Annotated in this window: 19 protein-coding genes; all 19 read right to left on the reverse strand. The window is 34.1% G+C overall.

Annotated elements, in window-relative coordinates; genetic code table 11:
- Positions 1-63 precede the first annotated feature (63 nt).
- A complete protein-coding gene (locus tag FI644_RS05180) occupies positions 64-696 on the reverse strand; it encodes a CalY family protein (RefSeq protein ID WP_053479048.1) in 633 nt (210 codons plus the stop codon).
- Between the two features lie 81 nt (positions 697-777).
- Entirely contained in the window at positions 778-1,377 is a 600-nt protein-coding gene (sipW, locus tag FI644_RS05185) for a signal peptidase I SipW (protein ID WP_053479049.1), read from the reverse strand.
- A gap of 493 nt (positions 1,378-1,870) precedes the next feature.
- A complete protein-coding gene (locus FI644_RS05190) occupies positions 1,871-3,424 on the reverse strand; it encodes a right-handed parallel beta-helix repeat-containing protein (protein WP_053479050.1) in 1,554 nt (517 codons plus the stop codon).
- Positions 3,425-3,654: 230 nt separating this feature from the next.
- The gene (locus FI644_RS05195; RefSeq protein ID WP_142108128.1) at positions 3,655-4,650 is read right to left on the reverse strand and encodes an ATP-grasp domain-containing protein; all 996 of its coding nucleotides are present in this window, start codon (positions 4,648-4,650) and stop codon (positions 3,655-3,657) included.
- 20 nt (positions 4,651-4,670) lie between these two features.
- A complete protein-coding gene (locus tag FI644_RS05200; RefSeq protein WP_056687053.1) occupies positions 4,671-5,927 on the reverse strand; it encodes a type III PLP-dependent enzyme domain-containing protein in 1,257 nt (418 codons plus the stop codon).
- 49 nt (positions 5,928-5,976) lie between these two features.
- Positions 5,977-6,903: a beta-1,6-N-acetylglucosaminyltransferase gene (locus tag FI644_RS05205; RefSeq protein ID WP_056682589.1), complete on the reverse strand. Its 927-nt coding sequence runs from the start codon at positions 6,901-6,903 to the stop codon at positions 5,977-5,979.
- Positions 6,900-7,985 (reverse strand): acyltransferase family protein, encoded by a 1,086-nt coding sequence (locus FI644_RS05210; RefSeq protein ID WP_056682586.1) that lies wholly within the window; start codon positions 7,983-7,985, stop codon positions 6,900-6,902. The genes FI644_RS05205 and FI644_RS05210 overlap by 4 nt, the downstream gene beginning before the upstream one ends.
- Positions 7,970-9,658 carry a M28 family peptidase gene (locus FI644_RS05215; protein ID WP_056682583.1) on the reverse strand — a complete coding sequence of 563 codons (1,689 nt, stop codon included), beginning with the start codon at positions 9,656-9,658 and terminating at the stop codon, positions 7,970-7,972. The genes FI644_RS05210 and FI644_RS05215 overlap by 16 nt, the downstream gene beginning before the upstream one ends.
- Positions 9,659-9,691: 33 nt before the next feature.
- Entirely contained in the window at positions 9,692-10,405 is a 714-nt protein-coding gene (locus FI644_RS05220; RefSeq protein ID WP_053479056.1) for a WbqC family protein, read from the reverse strand.
- A 13-nt stretch (positions 10,406-10,418) separates the two neighbouring features.
- Positions 10,419-11,453: a dTDP-glucose 4,6-dehydratase gene (gene rfbB / locus FI644_RS05225; protein WP_053479057.1), complete on the reverse strand. Its 1,035-nt coding sequence runs from the start codon at positions 11,451-11,453 to the stop codon at positions 10,419-10,421.
- Between the two features lie 84 nt (positions 11,454-11,537).
- Positions 11,538-12,041, reverse strand: coding sequence for a GNAT family N-acetyltransferase (locus FI644_RS05230; RefSeq protein ID WP_053479058.1), 504 nt, complete (start codon positions 12,039-12,041; stop codon positions 11,538-11,540).
- Positions 12,042-12,072: 31 nt separating this feature from the next.
- Entirely contained in the window at positions 12,073-12,984 is a 912-nt protein-coding gene (gene rfbA, locus FI644_RS05235; RefSeq protein WP_053479059.1) for a glucose-1-phosphate thymidylyltransferase RfbA, read from the reverse strand.
- A gap of 43 nt (positions 12,985-13,027) precedes the next feature.
- Complete coding sequence (locus FI644_RS05240) at positions 13,028-14,518, reverse strand: lipopolysaccharide biosynthesis protein (RefSeq protein WP_142108129.1); 1,491 nt, start codon at positions 14,516-14,518, stop codon at positions 13,028-13,030.
- Between the two features lie 20 nt (positions 14,519-14,538).
- The gene (locus FI644_RS05245; protein WP_056682577.1) at positions 14,539-15,510 is read right to left on the reverse strand and encodes a glycosyltransferase; all 972 of its coding nucleotides are present in this window, start codon (positions 15,508-15,510) and stop codon (positions 14,539-14,541) included.
- A 2-nt stretch (positions 15,511-15,512) separates the two neighbouring features.
- On the reverse strand, positions 15,513-16,718 hold the full coding sequence (locus FI644_RS05250; protein ID WP_053479062.1) for a glycosyltransferase family 4 protein: 1,206 nt from the start codon (positions 16,716-16,718) through the stop codon (positions 15,513-15,515).
- Between the two features lie 25 nt (positions 16,719-16,743).
- Complete coding sequence (locus FI644_RS05255) at positions 16,744-18,105, reverse strand: O-antigen ligase family protein (RefSeq protein WP_056682573.1); 1,362 nt, start codon at positions 18,103-18,105, stop codon at positions 16,744-16,746.
- Positions 18,078-19,301, reverse strand: a complete 1,224-nt coding sequence (locus tag FI644_RS05260; RefSeq protein ID WP_053479064.1) for a glycosyltransferase — start codon at positions 19,299-19,301, stop codon at positions 18,078-18,080. Before FI644_RS05260 ends, FI644_RS05255 begins: the two co-directional genes overlap by 28 nt.
- 2 nt (positions 19,302-19,303) lie before the next feature.
- Positions 19,304-20,125 carry a glycosyltransferase family 2 protein gene (locus tag FI644_RS05265; RefSeq protein WP_056682572.1) on the reverse strand — a complete coding sequence of 274 codons (822 nt, stop codon included), beginning with the start codon at positions 20,123-20,125 and terminating at the stop codon, positions 19,304-19,306.
- Between the two features lie 6 nt (positions 20,126-20,131).
- Entirely contained in the window at positions 20,132-20,893 is a 762-nt protein-coding gene (locus tag FI644_RS05270) for a tyrosine-protein phosphatase (protein ID WP_142108130.1), read from the reverse strand.
- Between the last annotated feature and the right edge of the window lie 45 nt (positions 20,894-20,938).

Below are 20,938 nucleotides of genomic sequence, written 5' to 3' on the forward strand. Positions count from 1 at the left end.
TTACCTCTCCATCTAGTTTTTAACAAAAGGCGGGAACGAATTCCCGCCTTTTGTTATTGAATATTATTTAGATTCACCTTCTGTTTGATGAGCAGTGAATGTCCATTCAAGTGCTAAAGAATCACCTTGGAATTCGTTTTGATCTGCTTCATTATCAACGAATTCAAATGCTACATACATATTATCTGAAGAGCCAGCTTTTAAACCACTATCTTCTCCCCCTAGACCCAGAAGCTCAGTCAACCAGTGATTTAAGTTTTCTACTGCATCAGGAGTCATATTTTGAAGATCATATAAGGTTGTCTCAGAAATTACATCATTGTAATCCCCAATCACCCAGCCATCACCTGTTTTGTCTGCGTTTTCAAGGAAAAGTACTTTAATATGTTTACCAAAATCATCTTTGTTGTTACTATTTGCATCGGTCACAGTATACTTAGTAAGTAGATCAATTGTAGCAATGTCTAAAGATCCATTGTTTTCTAATTTAAATTCTCTGACCATAGTATCACCAGGCTTGATATCTTTTACATCGATAATAGTGGTTGGATTTGCTGCTAAATCCAAAGTACCAGCAGCGAATGTGCTATTCGTTACTTCAGTATCACTAAAGTATGCAAATGTTCCTCCGCCAACTAATGAAATACCTAGTGCTGCCGATGCAATTCCTAAACCTAATTTTTTCTTAATGCTCATTTCCAATTTCCTCCTCTTACCCTTTGGGTATGTATAATTTTTTTATATTGACCCTTGTTTTGTACAAGGAGTACAACCAAATTAAGTTGGCTTTTCTTCTGTATCGATGTCTGTTTTTCTCTTTTTCGGATCAAGCTCTTTAAGTCCTTGGTAAATGCTAAATGCTGCATAAGCTAAGAGCAATAATCCAGGACCAATCAGCAGTATGGCACTTCCTTCTTTTGACTGTGCAAAATCGATAAAATAACCTGCATAAGGAATTGTAAATCCAGAATAGACTGCCTGTACGTTATCTGAAAGGACTGGATCCAAATCAGCTGCATTGTTGTTATCCCCTTTTGTTTCGTACATGACATGTTCTCCGCTTGTTTTGATTCCGATGACCCTGTGGGTAATTAACCTTTCCTTACTATCTACAAAAGTAATTACATCCCCTTCTCTGAGGTTCTTCTTTTCATTCCCCTCAAGTGAAGTGACTGCTATGATAGACCCAGTTAAAAAGGTCGGTTCCATGGAGCCTGATAATACTGCTTTAAGCTGATAGCCGAAAACCTGTGGTTCTCCTCCAGAAGCTTTTGAAGAGATTACTAGAACCGCCATTATAATTAAATTAATAAATAAAACAGTTGTAATGATATTACTTAAGATTTTTCTCGCTTTTCTCCAAGTAAACTTCATCATTTCCACCTTCCTTAGATAATAGTTTCTAGAATTATAAGTTTCTCTCAGAACCAATTGAGTAGATTCCGTTCTTTGTTTCCGTTTTATTTGTTCTTTTTAAAGAACTACCATGAATTGAGTATAGTTCAAATGTAATGTTTTGAAAAAGGTTAAAATCAGTCATTTTTGCGTTATAAAGAACATTTTCCATTAATTTTCTCACGTTTTCTTTAATTATCTTACATTCTCGTATTTTTTATCGAACTATTTGTTCTTTATAATGAAAATGTATTTTTTAGGAGGGAATGCCCGGATGAAGAATATTTCTATTTTACCCGGCACTTTTACTACTGGCAGGTGCAGTTCTAATCTGCCTTCACTAGCAGGTCTTGATCATAGTTGGAGATGCCCGTATCGTTATGTATGAACTGCATTTAGAATTAACAGTGAACCCAAATAAAGGCCAATCCAAACTTTACATTTAGCAAAGAATGGACTGCCCTTTATGCAATTGTTATCGTTTACTCCAGTTCGTCCAACTGCTTTCTGAAAGAGTAAATCGAATCCATCTCTCATTTGTTCCAATTCTTTGGTACTCTTGATAGCATCCTGTAATAGTCTGGCTAATATAATAAGTGATTAAAACCCCAGAAGCTTGTACTGGCAAATTCGAATCATTAATTGCCTTTTCAGTAGTAATAGTTGTATAACGAATTTGAAATGGAGGAAAATCTTTTATAGCATTGGCAGCGTTAAATAAATTTACATCACTAATTATTTTAACTTCTTGCGGTTCAAAATTTTCTTCTGGGGGATTGGATGAGGATTCTAAAATGAGGCCTAAATCAACTCCTTTGTAACCAGCATTTCGAGCAACAGAGTTTTTTGTTAGTGCAAAATTTCTAGTTCCAGTTAGAGCTCCTGTAGGATCTATCATAACAGAGTCATAATTCGCTTCTACAATATAGTCGCTTCCCCTAATTATATTTTTATTTGTATTTATTGCTGCTAATAGATTGTTACGAATAATCGTTGTATTGGCATCAAACATCTTCAAATCGTAAACTTGAATGCAATTTGAAAGATAGCTTTTGCTTGGATATAGAATATTATTTTCAATTAAGAGATTTTCAACCTTAGCAACTATGAATATCCCGGTAAATCCACTATTAAAAGCAATGTTATGCTGAAATGTAATATTCTTCATCATATATGGCAAATTTGTTTCGCTATTATTGGAAGAAATATTGTAGCCTCTTAGTGAGTCATAGACGATATTATTTCTAAACAAAATATTTTCTAATCTCCCTCCTGCTTCTGCAGCAGTAGAAAATCCTGCACCGTTAGGTACCGTTGCAATATTATTATAAACCTGAATATTAGATGAATCTCTCGAAAAAGCATCTACATAAATTCCTACTCTGACCGTATTATTTACATAGCAATCATGGATTGTACCATTTTTACATCCATCCTTTACATCAATTCCTTCTTTGTAGCAATTAATGACTTGGCAATTTTTTATTTCAAACCGATTAACATTTAATAAAGAAATACCTTCTTGTCCTAAATTTTTGTTCGTTTCTTTTGCCATAAGATTATCAATGAGAATGTCTTCCGCAAATTCCACAAAAAAACCTGAACCCCCAGCTTTGGTAACAGAACAGTTTTTTATTTGGATATTTCTTGAACCAACTGTTGATGGCTCCTGATAGTCATCTCCAAACCCCATTCCATAAGCATTTTCCAGATGAATTCCTTCAAAAAACCAATGGGACTGCCTATTAAAGTTAATGAGCCCACCCCAATTTCCATTTCCAGTCCATTTTATTCCTGCCCCATTTATAATTGGACGATGATCAGGATACGCTACAAGCTTTATGGGCTTATCCGAAGTACCTGATTTGTTTAATTGAATACGCTCATTATACGACCCATTTTGCACATAAATAACATCTCCAGCACTTGCCGAATCAATAGCGTATTGAATTGTTTTGAAAGGCTGACTTAACGTCCCATTGTAACTATTATTCCCCTTTGTAGAACTAACGTACATTTCCTTAGCCACTTATTTTCCCACCTCTCGTTTTTGGCTTAAAATGTTCAATTCTATTGTATGCTCATTGATTTGTGGTGTTCTATTACAGTGGCCTTTTTTGCATAGAAAAAACGCAATACCTCGTTCCCTATTGAATCAAACACTGTGTTTATATGTATGGGAAAAGGTAAAAAAATCAAACCCTCCTCAACAGCTTGGAAAGCTGTGGTTTTACCACGAAACTACACCCAAAAAAAAGGTTATAATGAAACTTCACTTGCTTGTGGGGGGACATTTTTTATTAACTTTACTTCCTCGTACTTAACCATGATTAGATCTTCTTCATACTCATTGTTTTGTAATTGATTTGTAACCCCACTAAGGTTGTTTATAATATTTTTAACAAAGTTCTGCCCTTGCAAGTGTGCGTGCAAATATCCTCCGCCAAACCGTGGATTAATTTCGGAAATAACAAATCCCCCTTTAGTAAGAAAACAATCAATATCGATTGGCCCCAACGGATTTAATACATAGACTAATCTTTCAATCAATTGCTTTAGGTCGTTATCCCTTACTGAAATAGATTTATCCGTTTCGCCAGCCCTCATCATGATCTTCTTTTTCATGAACATATTAACTGGTTTTCTAGAAAATATATCAATATAGCAATCAACACCATATTCTTGACCATTCACAAACGGCTGGATAACTAATTCTTCTGTTTCATTTTTATAAATAAGCAGCTCTTCCATCGTATACACTTTATTAATTCCAATACTGGCGCTGCCTTTTCTTGGTTTTATGATAAGCGGGAATTCCAACTTCCCCACTGTTAAATCACAGATAACCTCCTCAATATTTATATACGTTGGAATGCATGGTAATCCATGGCTTCCCAAGATTTGTGAGGTAGAATATTTATCAAAGCATGTTTCTACTATTTGTTTATCCGACACAATGACATATATTCCTTCTTTCTCAAATTCCTCCACATAATTTGCTAACAAACTTAATTCTGGATCAATTAGTGATAGAATACCTGTTATCTTATACTTCTTACATACTTTTTTCAGATAGTCTATATAGCGCAAATCATCAATTCTAGGGACAACTTCATACACATCTGCAAAGTGTAAAGCTGGTGCGGTTGAATCACAATCTACTGCTATGACCTTTCCATTTACTTTCTGAAGCTCAGATCGAAATGCTTCTACTAGTTTCACCCGTCTGCCAACACTGCTAATTAAAATGTTCATATGAATCTCCTTTTTTAATATCAAAATAGATAGAGTGCTTCATTAAAGAATTCTTTAATCGTTTCCTTCTTTCGAGCAACAATTGTTTCTCCGTCCTTGATGGCAATAATGGCAGGTCGCTCTTTAATAAATGGTGGGTTGAATACAATTGTGTATGCACCAACATTGTTGAATAACACATAATCCCCGATGGAAGGAATCGGAGTGACTACATTATGTGCAAGATAATCCTTCTCCATACAGGTATAACCGACAATACTAAACGTCTTTTGGATATTTCGGTTTCCTCCCTCATTTTGTGTAATCACCTGCATGGGTAAGTTGTTTTTATGCATGGTTGGTTTAATATTATGAACACTGCCGTCAACCAAAACAAAAGTCTTATCCCTTACATTTTTCACTTCAATTACCTTTGCAGCGAATCGGAAGACGTTAGCCACCATTGAAATTCCTGGTTCAATGATAAGGAGCGGCTTCTTTTCCCAACCGGCAAATTCTTTGATCATTGTTTCACCGATTGCCTCTGCATAATCATTAAAACTAGGTGCTGTTAGATGAAAACCCTTTGGCAACTCTCCATAAAAACCTCCACCTATATCAATATATTCAATCGTGTCTTTGAAAAAATACTTAGCTAGAACACATAATTTTTTCGTAATCAATCGGTATGTTTTGACACTGCGTGTTTTCGTTGAAAAATGACCATGTAAGCCAACAATCTTTGCATTCCTTACATCACTTAGCATATTTATAGCTGTTTGCAAGTTTCCGTTTTCAACACAAATACCGAATCGGCCTACTTCATATCCATCTTGAAGCACACTTTCGCCGCCATCTGATAGGGGAAAGTTTAATCGAAGACCTATTTTAATCATTTCTTCTGGATGATTTAAGCAATATTCCTTTACATACTCAATCTCATAAAGGGAATCGATATTCAAAATACTTCTGTTATGTAAAGCCTTAAAAATATCATCCTTGGTTTTTACTGGTCCATTGAAAATAATCCGTTCTGGATTTTCTCCTACCTTTATCGCCAAATCGTACTCCAGACGAGAAACGACTTCAGCATAAGCTCCTAATCTTGATAATTCTTTACATAAATATGGGAGATAGTTTGTTTTATATGAATACCCGATGATGCATTTAGGATATTGACTTGTAAAAGCCTCTTCTATTTTCCGGTAGTTTCCTTTCAATTTATCCACATCCATTAAATAAAAGGAAGAACCATATTCTGCTTCTAATTGAAAGACCTTTGCATAATTTAATTTCATTTGCTCATCCCTAATATGTTCTCCTAATTGTTTAGTTATCAAAATCCCCTTAACTTCCTCTCTTTAAATATTTCACATCTTTAGAAAGTGTTACTCTTTGATGAAAATAATGAATGATCGCCTCATCTGTTTTTTCTTCAAACTTCCTCGCAAAAAATTGTTCTGACTTTACTATTCGTGCTATGTCTTCACTTATTAGATCTTGCGGAGAATTTCTTTCACTTAATGTTTCTCCCCATTTAATAAAAAACAAATGATTATTCACCACATTTGACTTATATTTTGAATTCAAAATTAACGTATGAAAGAAACTTTCATCGGGTACTAAAGAGTTCGTAAAGAATGAGTAATACCATGAATTTTCCTCTAAAAATTGATTGATATATTTCGCGACATCAAAGGGTATAGAAAACCATTGGGAACCTTTGTAGAAAGAATATTCCCGCGGCCAGTAATTTTTATTAGGGAAAAGACTAATTCCCTTCCCGTATAAGCTTAATAGAATTCTACGGATTATTCGTAATGGATGGCTATTTGTATACCTTTTTCTCATAACTTTAGGCCACCTAATATTCATTAGTCCCGTGTTTCCCTGACTTATATCTCTATAGTCTAAAAAAACGCTATTCCTATTTGCTCTCAAAAAATCTTTGAACCCATCCTTTACCAATAGATCCTGCCCACTCCTTAAACAGACAAAATCGTATTCATTTCCAGATGCCAAAACTTCCTTTAATAATAAAAGGGTGGCATCAATTTGACTGATGTCACCCCATTCACAATTTACACTATTCTCTAGGATATATACATTTGGACCTTTAACTAATTGATTTTTCATTCCCTCATAACTTTTTTTATCAATATGAATATAGACATCTGCTTGTTCTTTAGCGGTTAACTGCTGGATAAATTTATTCACCTGCTGAGGGTTTTTATGAACTTGCAGTATAAATGCTGTACGGGGAGTCGTGTTCATTGCGCGTTCTCCTTTAATTCTTTCACTATGGACTTAGAATCATAACGTTGATTCCTCTTAAGCAACGGCTTTAGTCTTTTGTTTAATGGCTTTTCTATAAATGAGTAAACAAAACAACCGCAGATGACGGATATGACTATAAACAAGATAGCTATGACGATATTCGAAAGAAAGTTAAACATAGGCTGAAGAAAAATGATTGTAAGTGCTGATATGCAATAGTAGTGTGTTAAATAGATTGAAAAAGATGCATCACCTAAATACTGTGCGATTTTTGGAATCTTTACGTCCTTTTGCAGGTCAATGGAGGAAAATCCTATGATAATAAAAACAGAAGCAATCGTTGTTGCAATCTCGATATTTAATGCAGCATAACCATATTGGGCATTTATCCAAGAGAGCGGAAAAGCAGCAACCCCAATAATCACAAGAATCCATGACACATACAGATTTATCCTTACCTTCAACACGATATACGCACAAGCAATTCCAGATAAAAATATTAGATTGTAGCTGTTAAATAAATAGTTGAGGAGGATATTGGAGCTATTAAACAACTGGATGCTAAAAGCAAAGGAAATCATGGCCCAAAGGATGGCTGCCGTAATAGAAAATTTACTCTTTTTGAAAAAAGCAATCGTAAAAATCAAATAGAAAAATACTGTATGAACTAATGACCATGCAACACCTAGAACCAAATTGGATCCATTGGGAATAAGAAGTAAAGAGAAAATAATATCTTCCATCCCTTGTTGATGCTCAGGAGCAAGACTAGGAAATACAATCATAACAACTAAAACAGATATGGTCACAATCCAATAAACTGGATAGATTCTAATAAACCGACTGTACAGAAAATATTTGATCATTTCCCGATTACCAAACTTATTATGGTACAGATAATAAGCCATAAAACCTGACAAAGCAAAAAAATAATAGACACCGCCAGATTTCAGAATATCAGGGAGCATTAGAAAGTTATAATGAAAATAGACAAGCATAAATGCTTTTACATGAAATAGAATGACAAAAATCGGCACAAAAGCCCGAGAAAATTGAATCAAGTTTAAGTGCTTTCGCATAGAGACTCTTCTCCCCGATTAAAATTTATTAGTGGAATAAAAAATGCCCATAATAATGCAATAAATACTAGAAGTACTCCCACATTATCAAGGGTTAGCAGCATATATGTTATATACACAATAGGAGTAATAAACATGATTACAAGCCAAGCAATCACCAACATAACCCCTTTACCAAACCATTTCCACTTACCATTCACATAAAAATGTACATTTAAACCAATTAGCCCAAGCAACGTTGGCCAAAGAAAAATATAGCTAGCCCCCTTTATCAATAGACTCGTATAGATCGCGATGAAAACCAAAACGAAAAATGCCCCCACCGCTAAGTTATTTACAATGAATTTCTTTTGAGCTAATTTATACACTAGAAGAAATATGCCCACCATTACTAGAATCATGATAATGAATAATGGATGGCTCATTCTTAAATCTACCCCCATCGCCCAACTGTTTTCAGCAAGAATAGATAGTACCGCGCCTTTCGTTATAATGCCTAGAAAATAAGCCATCCCTATAATGAGCAGAAACAGTAACATTCCGCCTATCAAACCCAAAATGGTCAACTTCCTTCGTATAAAGCCAAGGATTGCGGTGATCAAGAATGCAACGATCACAATACACATAAATGGGATCACAAGATACTCTGGATAGGAAATAACTTTCTTTCCAAAACTATTAAAATAAACGCTATTCCCTCCCTGATCTTTGTCTACTAAATTCATGCCTCCGTAATATCGAACAAGATCAAGCATATTTTCCCCATGATGTTGTAAACTACTTAAGCTCAAATTTTCTACCGTATCATCAGCAGAATGATAGGTATGTATCGTTTCAAAAAAAGCAAAATTTAAACCAGACATCCCTGCTTTTTTATAAATAGATAAATCTGTATCATTTGGCATATTTTTGTAAATTTCACTAATAAAAGAATGTGCTATTGGATTAGTAGCTCCCTTAATGAATTCTGTTATTAATCTTTCATTTTTATTACTAGTTTCAAACATCACAGAAGGGCCACTGCTCCCCCTTGCCTCAAAGTTAAGAACAATTCCAACCTCATGTGCCCAAGGATGGAACTCTGCAAATGCTTGTGCACCTAATAAACCTATTTCTTCCCCATCCGAAAGGAGAATAATAATATCATTCTTAAGTTTTTTTGATTCAGACAATACTCTTATCGTTTCAAGAATAGCAGCAATACCCGATCCAGCATCAGCTGCTCCTGGGCTATGATCTACAGAATCATAATGGGAGGTGAGCAAAATGGCTCTCGTTGATTCCCTACCAGGAATTCGCGCTACTATATTTTCAATCTTACCGTCAAAGGGTGCTCCCCATACTGTTAAATCTTCCTTTACAACCTGTATTTCTGATGAAACTCCTAATTTCGTTAATTCAGATACCAAATAATCTCTTACATTGTCATGATTTGGTGAACCTATTGGACGTGGCTTCTCCGCAATTATCTCTAAATACTTCATCGCCCGCTCGCTAGAGAACTTTTCTTCACTATCATCATGTGCAATTACTTCTGGTGTGCGAAGTTGTAATAGCCCCATCGATATGGAAAATGAACAAACCAATAAAGTGAAAAAAACAAGTATGATGTTTTTAAGAAATAGACTGCGTTTTTTATGAGTAGATATCGGTACCTCCACTACCTCTTTCATGACTAACTCCTCCATAAATAACCATATAACCTATTATTTCACCAACACATATTCATCAAGCATCTCATTAATTTCTTTTGGCCCATTAAACATCATCACATCAATTATTGATAGTCCAGGCTCAAATATATCTCTTTTTTGAGAATATCTATTCAGATTCATTTTTAAAAAGTGAATACCAATACCAGCTCTTTCGTACTTATTCTTATCGAAGAATTCCAAACCACCCTCTGGATTCCAATACTCATCAATATTCCCAATAGAATTACATATATTTAATGCCCATTCATCTGGTGCATTTGCCTCCTCAATGTATAACCCCATTTCGGATAAAACACTAATATTTGCGTTAATCCCAATGTAATGACAGATAGCCCGCAATAAATATTCATCTAGTTTTACAATATCATCTGTCTCCAAACTTAACCCCTGCTCTAATATATCGATCGTCTGGCTATAAAAAGGGGCTCTTTTCTTATAATGCTCTAATTGCCTGAAAATCCTCGTTCTCCAATCCTGTTCCATTTGAATCTTAATATCTTTAATTTTCGTTTCTCTACTATGTTTTTTTAAAGGAACGCCTATATACTGCCAGCCTGAATTTGGTTTTAATATCCTGTTTCTCTCAATCCAGCCATGTCTAATAAACTGAACCGTATCAAATAGGATAAAGCGGTCCGTTTGTTTGATAAGACTAAAGTATCCTAGATATGGAATGAAATATGGCTGCATGATCCCTATTCTCATTTGTTCATCTCCATCAGCTTTTTTTAGCCACTTGTTCATTGAGGTAAAAATCAATTGTTATTTCTAACCCTGTTTCAAAATCAAATTGATTTTGAAAGTTTAGCTCATGTCGTAATTTTGAATCATCAATTGCATATCGAAAATCATGACCTGGTCGATCAGATACAAATTGAATCAGCTGATGATAATTGGTAATGCCTAAATGATTTTCTTTAACTGGGCATATTTTATCTAACGTATTACAGATTAGATTAGCTACGCCAATATTCGTCATTTCATTATGTCCACCAATTACATATGTTTCGCCAGATTTCCCCTCAAAAAATACTTTCTCAATGGCTCTGCAATGATCAACTACATATAACCAATCTCTAACATTATCACCTCTTCCATAAATAGGAATTAACTCTAAGGATAGCCCTCTTCTAATAATAGTTGGAATCAGCTTCTCTTCGTGCTGCCCTGGTCCATAATTATTTGAGCAATTTGTAGTCACAGCATTCATGCCATATGTGTGAAAATAGCTGCGAACAAGCATATCAGAAGACGCCTTACTCGCCGAATACGGACTATTCGGGGCATAAGCTGTTTTCTCTGTAAAAAAGCCATCCTTACCCAATGTTCCATACACCTCATCAGTAGAAATGTGATGAAATCTTGAATTCTTATATAATTCCTTATAGGAATTCACTCCATTCATCCAGTGTCTCCGAGCCACCTCAAGCAATGTAAAGGTGCCTAACACATTCGTTTCTATAAAGGCATTTGGGTTTTTTATAGAATTATCCACATGTGACTCCGCAGCAAAATGGACAACACCCTCAATTTCATATTCCTTAAAAATATTTTCTACTAGCATAAGATTACAAATATCTCCCTTTATAAAAACATGTCGTGGATCATTAATTGCTCCTTTAAGATTTTTGAGATCGCCTGCATAAGTTAATTTATCAATATTTATTATCTGAATTTCCTTATACTTCTCCAACATATATAAAATAAAATTAGAGCCTATAAACCCGGCTCCACCTGTAACAAGTAAATTCATTACACTCTCTCCATATTATTAATTTAATCCTTTTCCTTTGGACACCAACTTGAAACAGATAGAAATTCCCTAGAATTAACGGTCTTATAAATCCCTCACAATCATATAGGTATCATTTTCTGTTTCGCTTTCAATTTCGAATTTAAATCTCAATAAGAAATTCAACCATTTTTCATTTGATTTATGAACCTCTGCCCTATACTTCTCCATCCCCTTTTCTTTAGCAAATTCAAATGAAAATTTAACTAGATTCCCGATTAGGCTTCCTCCGCGGTGTGAAGGTATTAACCCGATCGTGGTAGTATAAGCAGTTTTCGTGACAAAATCATTTGCATAAAGCGACATCATGCCGATATCCTGAGCCCCATCTGTCAAAATAAAATTATACCCATTATCAATAATTTTTTTTATATATTGGAAAAGAAGCTCTTTGTTTTCTGTAGGAAATAAATATTTAGAATCTACTCCAATTAGCGCATTTTTCATTCTCTCTATATCATCTAAATCCTTACTAAGCATTATAATTTTAATGTTATTCCGTAGAAAAATATCCTGATATCTTTCCAAACAGCTTGTTTTTGTCTCCAAATACTACCTCTCCCTTTTTTACAAATAAAACTTAACGACCCGATACAGAAAAAGATGTTAAGCTAGAACTATTACTGAATTTCCCATACACTAAATCTGTTAGATAAGCACCATACTCATTCTTATACTTTGTTGCTCTCTTCATTACATCTTCTGCTGATATCCAATTATTTCGATAGCTTATTTCCTCTAAACAAGCAATCTTATAACCTTGACGTTTTTCAATTGTTTCCACAAACTGACTAGCCTCTAGAAAGCTTTCAACTGTCCCCGTATCTAACCAGGCAAATCCACGTCCAAGATTACCAACCTTTAGTTGGTTCCTTCTTAAATATTCCTGATTAATATCTGTAATTTCGAGTTCTCCTCTAGAAGAAGGTTTAATACCTTTCGCAATATCAACAACATTATTATCATAAAAATACAAGCCAGTAACTGCATAAGGTGATTTTGGATTTGTCGGCTTTTCCTCAATAGATAGCGCATTATGATCCTTATCAAACTCTACAACGCCGAATCTCTCTGGATCTTTTACTTGATAGCCAAATATAATCGCACCTTCCATTAAACTAGCAGCAATTTTCAATAATGGAGTAAAACCTGTTCCATAGAAAATATTGTCCCCTAATATAAGAGACACGTGATCAGTACCAATAAAGTCTTCTCCAATAATAAAAGCATCCGCCAATCCCCGCGGATGCTCCTGCACTTTGTATTCAAGGCTAATTCCAAAATCTGCCCCGTCTCCAAGCAAGTTTTTAAATAGTGGTGCATCTTGTGGAGTTGTTATAATTAAAATCTCCCGAATTTCTGCCAGCATAAGCACTGATAAAGGATAGTAAATCATTGGTTTGTCATAGATAGGCAGTAACTGCTTGGAAATAGCTTGTGTAATCGGATAAAGCCTTGTTCCACTGCCGCCAGCAAGAATAATCCCCTTCATTCCCTCACCTTTTCCTTTGTATCAACCTCAATTATTTATATACTTATGCACCATGTGCTTTTATGATATTCTTTTTTGTTTTCTTGAAAAGCTGAACCAAGATTTCCAAAACCAACTTAAATTCTTGATTTTTCAGCCCCCAGCTAAGAGCTATATAAATCAACATACCAAATAGTATCTGAATAACCAATTTAAAAAACAAGTTGAGTGCCAATATCGTTCCCAAAAAATATACTGATATCCCCATCACACTAGCTAACAAGAAAAAAAGTGCCATATCCTTAAGCTGCTGACGACTAGAATAATCGATTTCTTTTGCTGAATAAAACGCATTTATTAACAGGGAAACATAAGAACTAATTATTGCAGCACCTATTAATCCGAGAATTCCTAAAGAAAAAAGGAGCGAAATGACAATTAAAACTGTAATAAGGATTTTCTTAATAATTTCTAGCTTCAGGAATAAGTCTGATCTTCCTTTTACTTGAAGAATATTTAAATTAATAGCATGGATTGGATAAATCATTCCTATTAAGCATAAGAGTTGAAAAAATACGATTGATTCCGTCCAAGCAGGCCCAAGTAATATTGGAATTAATGTATCAGCAATCGCAATTAGTCCCATCATCATTGGAAACATGATAAATGCTGTTGTTCGAATAATTTTTCGAAAGGCGCTTTGCAAATGATTTTCGTCATCTTGTATTGAGCTCAATACCGGATATGTCACCCTTTGAATGGCACTTGTTGCCGAGTTTGTGATCACATCTTTCAATTTGTTCGCATTTGTATAGAAACCCAATTGGCCAGCCGAATAAAGTTTTCCAATAAGCAAGGAAAACACATTATTATATGCCGTATCTAACAAACTAGAAATCACTAATTTGTATGCAAATGAAAATAGTCTCTTGAATGACGACATACTAAATACCAAACTAGGAACCCATTTGTTGCTAATCCAAAGCAGGAGCGTTTGCATTGTTTGCAATGTTAATGTTTGTGCAACAAGGCTCCACACTCCAAATCCTAAAAACGCAAAAATGGAAGCAACAATTCCAGCACAGATAGTAGAAGCCAAATTTATTTTTGTTTGCGTCTTAAAATTAATTTTTTTCGTTAGCATTACTCGTTGAATAATGCCTAAAGAATTTATAATAAGGGTGAAAGACAAGACTCTCAATATCATGGATAGCTGCTCATTTCCAAAGAAATGACTTATCATCGGTGCAATACTGTAAAGAATAATTGTCAAAAAAACCGAAATGAATAGATTAAAAAAGAATACAGTCGAATAGTCAACCGGACTTGTATCTTTTTCACGAATAAGTGCCTGTGTTAATCCACTATCAATGAGGGAATTGGATATGGCAATAAAGACAACCACCATCCCGATTAATCCGAAAAATTCTGGTGCCAATAATCTTGCAAGAATCATCAGAACAATAAACTGAATCCCTTGGCTTGCAAATAAATCGATAAAACTCCATACTAACCCTGTAATTGTTTTTCCTCTAATAGGGCTGATTTCTGACATATTTAATCCTACTTTTCATATTATTTTCTTCCGGTATTCAGCGAATGTTTCATTTGTACTACTTTTTGATAAATACCCGGGAAGTACATCCTTGAATACAATTTTGTTTTATCAATCTTGCTTAATTCCTTAATTACCTTTTTATACTTGTTTGTCCTCATCACTTTAAAGTTTTTTTGCAATAACAAGATTTCAAACTCTTTTTTCAAAACCTCTCGTTCAATTTCATCCGAATATCGAAAGTTTGTTTCTTGATTAAAATGATTTAACAATTGGATGTCTGACTTTTTTACTTCAATATTTTTCTCAATCATATTTGAGCCTGAATTTAGCTTAGTAGACCATGAATCAGTAATCCCTACTCGGTAAGCTGACATCATTTCGTCTATATAGTGGATGCTCCCTTGGCTTGCTGCCCACATTTGCAGCGCATAGTCACCTACATGTGCTTCTTTCAAAAGTGCTGGGAGGGGGTCTATTATTTCCCTTTTGATAACTAAAGAAGCGGTAGGACAAAATCCCCCACCGCCTGCAATCATATCTCTTATTGGACTATTTCTTGTCTTTTTGTAAGGTCTTATATATTGATTCAGTGAATCCCCTATTCCATTTACAATTTCCGCACTATGGAAACAAAGGGCACAATCTGGGTTGTTTTCCAAATAGTCAATCTGTTTTTGTAATTTATGTGGATTTATCCATAAATCATCCCCTTCACATAAGGCAATATATTTCCCCTTCGAAGCTTCCACCAGGCGTTCGCTATTCTTTTTTGCACCAACATTTGAAGAAGATGTAATTAATCTTATTTTCCCAGGAAACTTATTCATATATGATTCAACAATTTCTCGCGTTCCATCCTTGCTGCAATCTTCACCAATTAAAATTTCAAATGCAAAATTCGTTTTTTGGCTCAAAAAGCCTTCAATAGCTGCACCGATGTATCGCTCATGATTATAGGTAATGCAATTCACACTAACAAGAATGTCCATCTTCACTCTCCTAATATAGTAGCAACTAAAGTGGGATAGGTTTTTCCCCTGTCAAATTTTTCTTCTGCTAACACACGATTATTCCTCCCCATTTCCCTTCGATTATTTTCGTTCTGGAAGAGAAACAAGATTTTTTCTGCAATATCTTCTGGATTTCCATTTTCGCAATTTATCCCTGCTGAATAATTGGTTATCAAATCTCGGTATTCATGACATTCTTGCGTATTAATGACTGGCAAACCTGCAGCAGCATAATCACCTACCTTATTAATTATGCTACCTGCAGCTCCTTTTGCTATCGGATTAACAGCAATATCACACTGGATTAATTTGCTCACCATCTCGGAATAATCAAGCATTCCTGTGAACTCACAGCGAATCTTCTTTTCCCTTGCATATTGAATAAATCGCTGTTTTAAGGGGCCATCACCCATAATAATAAATTTAAAATTTGAATATCCCTTTTCTTTTAACAAATGCAGGGCATCCATAATGGATGTTAAATCATAGCTATGTCCTAAAGTTCCAATATAAGCTAGCCAAACTTCATTCATTGGTTTCATAATATTTCTACACTTATTTGCTAAGTGATCAAAATATGTTAGTTCTGTTCCAAGAAATACACTTATGCCCTTTTGGCATTTACTGTTTACATCCATTGCTCGCTTCACATATGTTTCTGAAACGGCAATAACTTTGTTAGCTACACGATATACATAATTCGCCTTTTTCATCATTGGAAAGAAAAGCAGATCACTAATGAACGGAAGCTTAAAAACCATCTTAAATGCCTCTGGCCAAATATCCTGTACATCGATAATAAAGTTAATTCCATTCCTATTTGCATATTCAGCCGCTATATAAGCTGCATCTATTGAAGGAACTGCACAATAAATCACATCGGGTTTAACTCTTTTGTCTAGATATTTTTTTAGATTTTTTCCAAAAGTGTAATGACTATAAATCCTTTTCAGCGAGACATTCTTTTTATAGCCTGGCTCTTCTAACATTGCAATTTTATAATCTACTTGCTCAAATAAACCTTGCTGAAACTCCCTATGCATCTTGCAATCGTGAGAAAAATTTGTCGTCACTATTTCAATTTTATGTCCCTCAAGTGCTAGCAGATTTGCAATATAATGGAATCTCCCATTTCCTTTCTCCCCAGGTGTTTGTGTAAAATGAGCAACAATTAGAATATCCTTCATTTAACTCATCCTTACAATTGAAAATTTAAAAACGAAGTGGCTGCACGGCCCCTTCGTTTTCCTTTACAACTTGTGAACTTGATAAATAATTTTTCGATATGAAAACAAGTATTGTTATATAAAAGAATTCATCAAAATAAAGCATTTCTAGTGAAAGCCATGGCAAAAAGTATGCCACTCCAATCATGAGTAAATACATACTATTTACAAATGATAATTTTATTTTATTAGATAAACCCTTATAAACCATTCTCCACCAGCCAATCATTAAAATGCTTCCCAATATACCAAGCTGATAAATCATTTGTATAATGGTGTTATGCGAACTATAACCATTTACATAAACGGGAGATAAACCCATACCGAAAAACAATGTATTTAAATTTCCCATAAAGTATTCAATGTACATATTTACTAATTCACTTCTTCCAGTAGTCAAGGATTGTGCATCTGAAACCATACTGAATCGAATCAAATATTGATTTAATTGTTCAGTAAATAAACTGCTAGAGAAAAATGCAATTAGGATGACAACAGAAAATAATAAGAATTTCAGTTTATACATTACACTCTGTCTAACAATCAGAAAGCAGAATAACCAAATTCCTCCCATTAAAACTAAGCACAAAATGAACATTTTTGACACTGAAAGCATACCAAAGTAAATGAGTGCAATAATGGACAGTAATTGAACCATAATAGATATGGTTTTTTTTGTGTTTTTTAATGTTAATAGCAGGCAGGCAATTGCTACTAGTATGTGTACTGAATAAAAGTTCGCATCTCCATAAAAACCACTTAACCTAGTTAACCCCATTCTCTTCCATGTATAAACATTAATATAGCCAACCATATGCGGAAGAGTCATCAGAATTTTTGAAGCAAAACAAGCAGATAGTACCCCAGTAGTGATAAATAGGACACATGTTTCAAAATTGATTTCATCTTTATATTTATGCATATACATAGGAATGAATATAATTAACAAGATAAAAAAGAAATGGGAATTACCTGGTATTATTCCATTAACTAACTTGATTGTTAATGTATAAGCACTTAAAAATAGCGGTATAAAAATAAATTTTAATTTATACTTTTTATTTTTTATAAAATATTCTAAGATTACTAGCATAAATAAACATGGGACGATCATGGAATAAAAAGAATGTGTACCTGGTGAAAATTTCAAAACAGGTGACCATGGAAGAAAAAAGAGCATAATAGGTAAAAAATACCTTTTATCCATAAAGAAAGTCATTCCCATAAATAGTGCTATTGCCATTAAGATGAGCATTTTTGAATTTACAGCATGGCCTAATGAGAGAATGAACACACATGCTACTGACAGGAATAAGAGTCTTATTTCACCCTGTTTAATTCTATACATGTCTCTGTACTCCCATTTGTCATCAATTGATTGAATTGCTTAATCGCAAGCTCATTTGTAAAGGAAATGCTTCTTAAATTTTGCTTATATTTTTCAATAAAAAAAGGCTCCTTTAGGATCCCTTTTATTGCTTGATATATGGCAGTTTCGTTATTTTCACATACAATCCCTTCGAATCCATCCCTTACCATTTCAGTAGCGGAAATGGTTTTTGTCGTTATAATTGGGACATGTAATGATTTAGCTTCCATAAAAACCATTGGAGCAGCTTCGTGTAGGGAAATTAATAGAAATAAATCAGCATTTAAAAGATATTTATAAGGGTTTCTTTGATTCCCATATAGGCTAATATAATTTTGCAATCCATAATTGGTAATCTCCTTGTTTAATTCATTCCTTTGCGCCCCATCACCAATGATGTGCCAGCAAATACTGTATCCATCTTTTATAAGTTGAGATACAATCCTTATTCCCTTAAGTAAGTCTTTTTCAGGGCTCAATCTCGCTATTGTGACAATATTTATACTTTCTTTGCTATAATTCTTTGGATCCTTCCTTGCATACTTTCTATATTCCGAAAAGTTGTGGCAATTATAAACGCAATGTACTTTCCCCGATACATCTGGGATTGCTTGAATAAAGCTCCGTTTGCACCCTTCAGACACAGCAGCAATCTTATCAAACTGCCTATAAATTTCTCTGTTTTTTATAGTGTTTCCTCCATAATTTAAAAAGTCACAATGAACAAACGTTATCTTTTGTTTTGCATCAACCCTTTTTAGAACAAATTCGTTACAGCCACCATAAAGTGCTTTTTCTTCAGCACTATGACAAAAGGAAATTGCTGCATCAAATCCAGATAGTCGTTTTTCAGTTGTTAGCAAAAATGCAATAGGAAGATGATTGCTAAAAATTTTTGTATATAACCCACATAAAAACCGGATGATATAACGCTTTAATCCCAGTTTCATTGTATGTCTTTGTGATAATCCAAGTACCCTTAGGTATGAGGATGCTTCAAGCACTTTAACACTTGGTGGAATTTTATTAATATAATCACCTGTTTTACTAAAAACAAACACTGTTATATCATATTCTTTTTCAATTTGCTTTAGAAGATTTATAAAAGCACGCTGAATTCCGCCAGTTGCAAGATTATTATTAACAATGAGGATTTTCTTTTTTGCCTTGCTCATTTCTATACTCCTTCTATTAAACAATGCTTTCTGCCAGCCAGCATATATTTAATCGCTTGTAAAAATCCCATTTCATTTTTAAATATTTTGTATTTTCTTATTGCAAATTGTAAAATTAGAATGCTTGAAAACTTTTTTGACATTGTAGCGTAAAAGAAACCTTTATCAAAAAAATATTTCTGATTAAACCCTTTAAACCATGTAGATTGATTATGATGTACAATTCCTATTTCTGCGGTATTTGTCCAGATTTTAAGTCCCTTATTTAAACAATCAAAAAGAAATAAAGTATCCTCACCTGCACTATATTTGGCTCCTCCCCCAAATAATAGTGAGAAATAGATATTTGCTTTCAATATCTTTTCTCTTCTAAAAGCAATACTATAAGTACCATATCTCATAAAGTTCAGATAATGAACTGGTGAATTTTTCAGTATTTGTGCTGGCCCAGATCTTTTTTCATTTGAACTTGGTACATTAAAAATAATCACATCGGCTTGCGGGTTTTTCAGAAAGGCTTCAATAATCAAACGTTCATACTGATCATGATAAACAACATCATCATCAGCAAATAAACAAATATCACTAGAGGCCCTCATTAAAGCGTTATTCCTGCTTAACCCGACACCTCTTTCATTAAACGAATAGAATTTTACCGTACGTTTTTCGTCCGCAATCTCATAATACTGATTCACTTGGCATTGATTAATAATAAGCGCATTTCCCTTTATATTCATTTTATCGATTAAAGAAAAGTCCACTTGATTCATTGTTGATACTAATACTTCTATACCCTTTTGTTTAATATAAATCCCTCCTATCACCCCTTGTTAGAACAGACCTAAAATTTTCTTCCTCATTGGGATAGGCTGTTCAACATGAACTTGATTTCCGTTATGAAGTAATTCTGCATTTTCTCTGAAAAAGTACATTTGCTGTATTCCATAAAGCTTCGTAATCGTTTCATAAGCCTCATTAAGCGTGAATGTTCGTGATCTTGTATTATGTGCATCTGTCGCAATAAAATGAGCGAAACGGTGATCAATTATTTTCTCAGAGAAGGATTTTATCTTTCTTCCAAATAATCCAATTATACTTCCAGATGTTATTTGAACGAGTGCACCTTCTAGAACAATATCAAATAGCAGTTGGCAATTTTCAATAAAACCTTGATTTCTTTCTGGATGTACAATGATTGGCGTAATCTCTTTAATCAATAACTCGTAAATAACTTCATGCGTATAACTTGGTACATAGGATGAGGGTAGTTCTAACAATAAGTACTTTCCATTATTAAGCGTCAATATTTCCCCTTTATCTAATGCAGTAAATAAGTCCCTATGAATTTGAACCTCTTGACCTGGATAAAGTTGAACATGGATATTTGCCTTTTTTAATTGTTCATTACATTGCTCAACATGCTTCAATATGTCATTTTTCGTGTTTATATAGTATCCATTCATGTGGTGTGGTGTGGTGTAAATAACCTTGATTCCTTGCTTTCCTGCATGCCTAGCCATTTCTAAAAAATCAGACCATGTTTTGGGTCCATCATCAATATATGGGAGAATATGACAATGCAAATCAATCAATTTACTTTATCCTCCTCTTTTTAAAACAAGATTAATATAGTTGCT

The sequence above is a fragment of the Cytobacillus solani genome (assembly GCF_006704205.1).
Classification (GTDB): Bacteria; Bacillota; Bacilli; order Bacillales; family Cytobacillaceae; genus Cytobacillus; species Cytobacillus solani.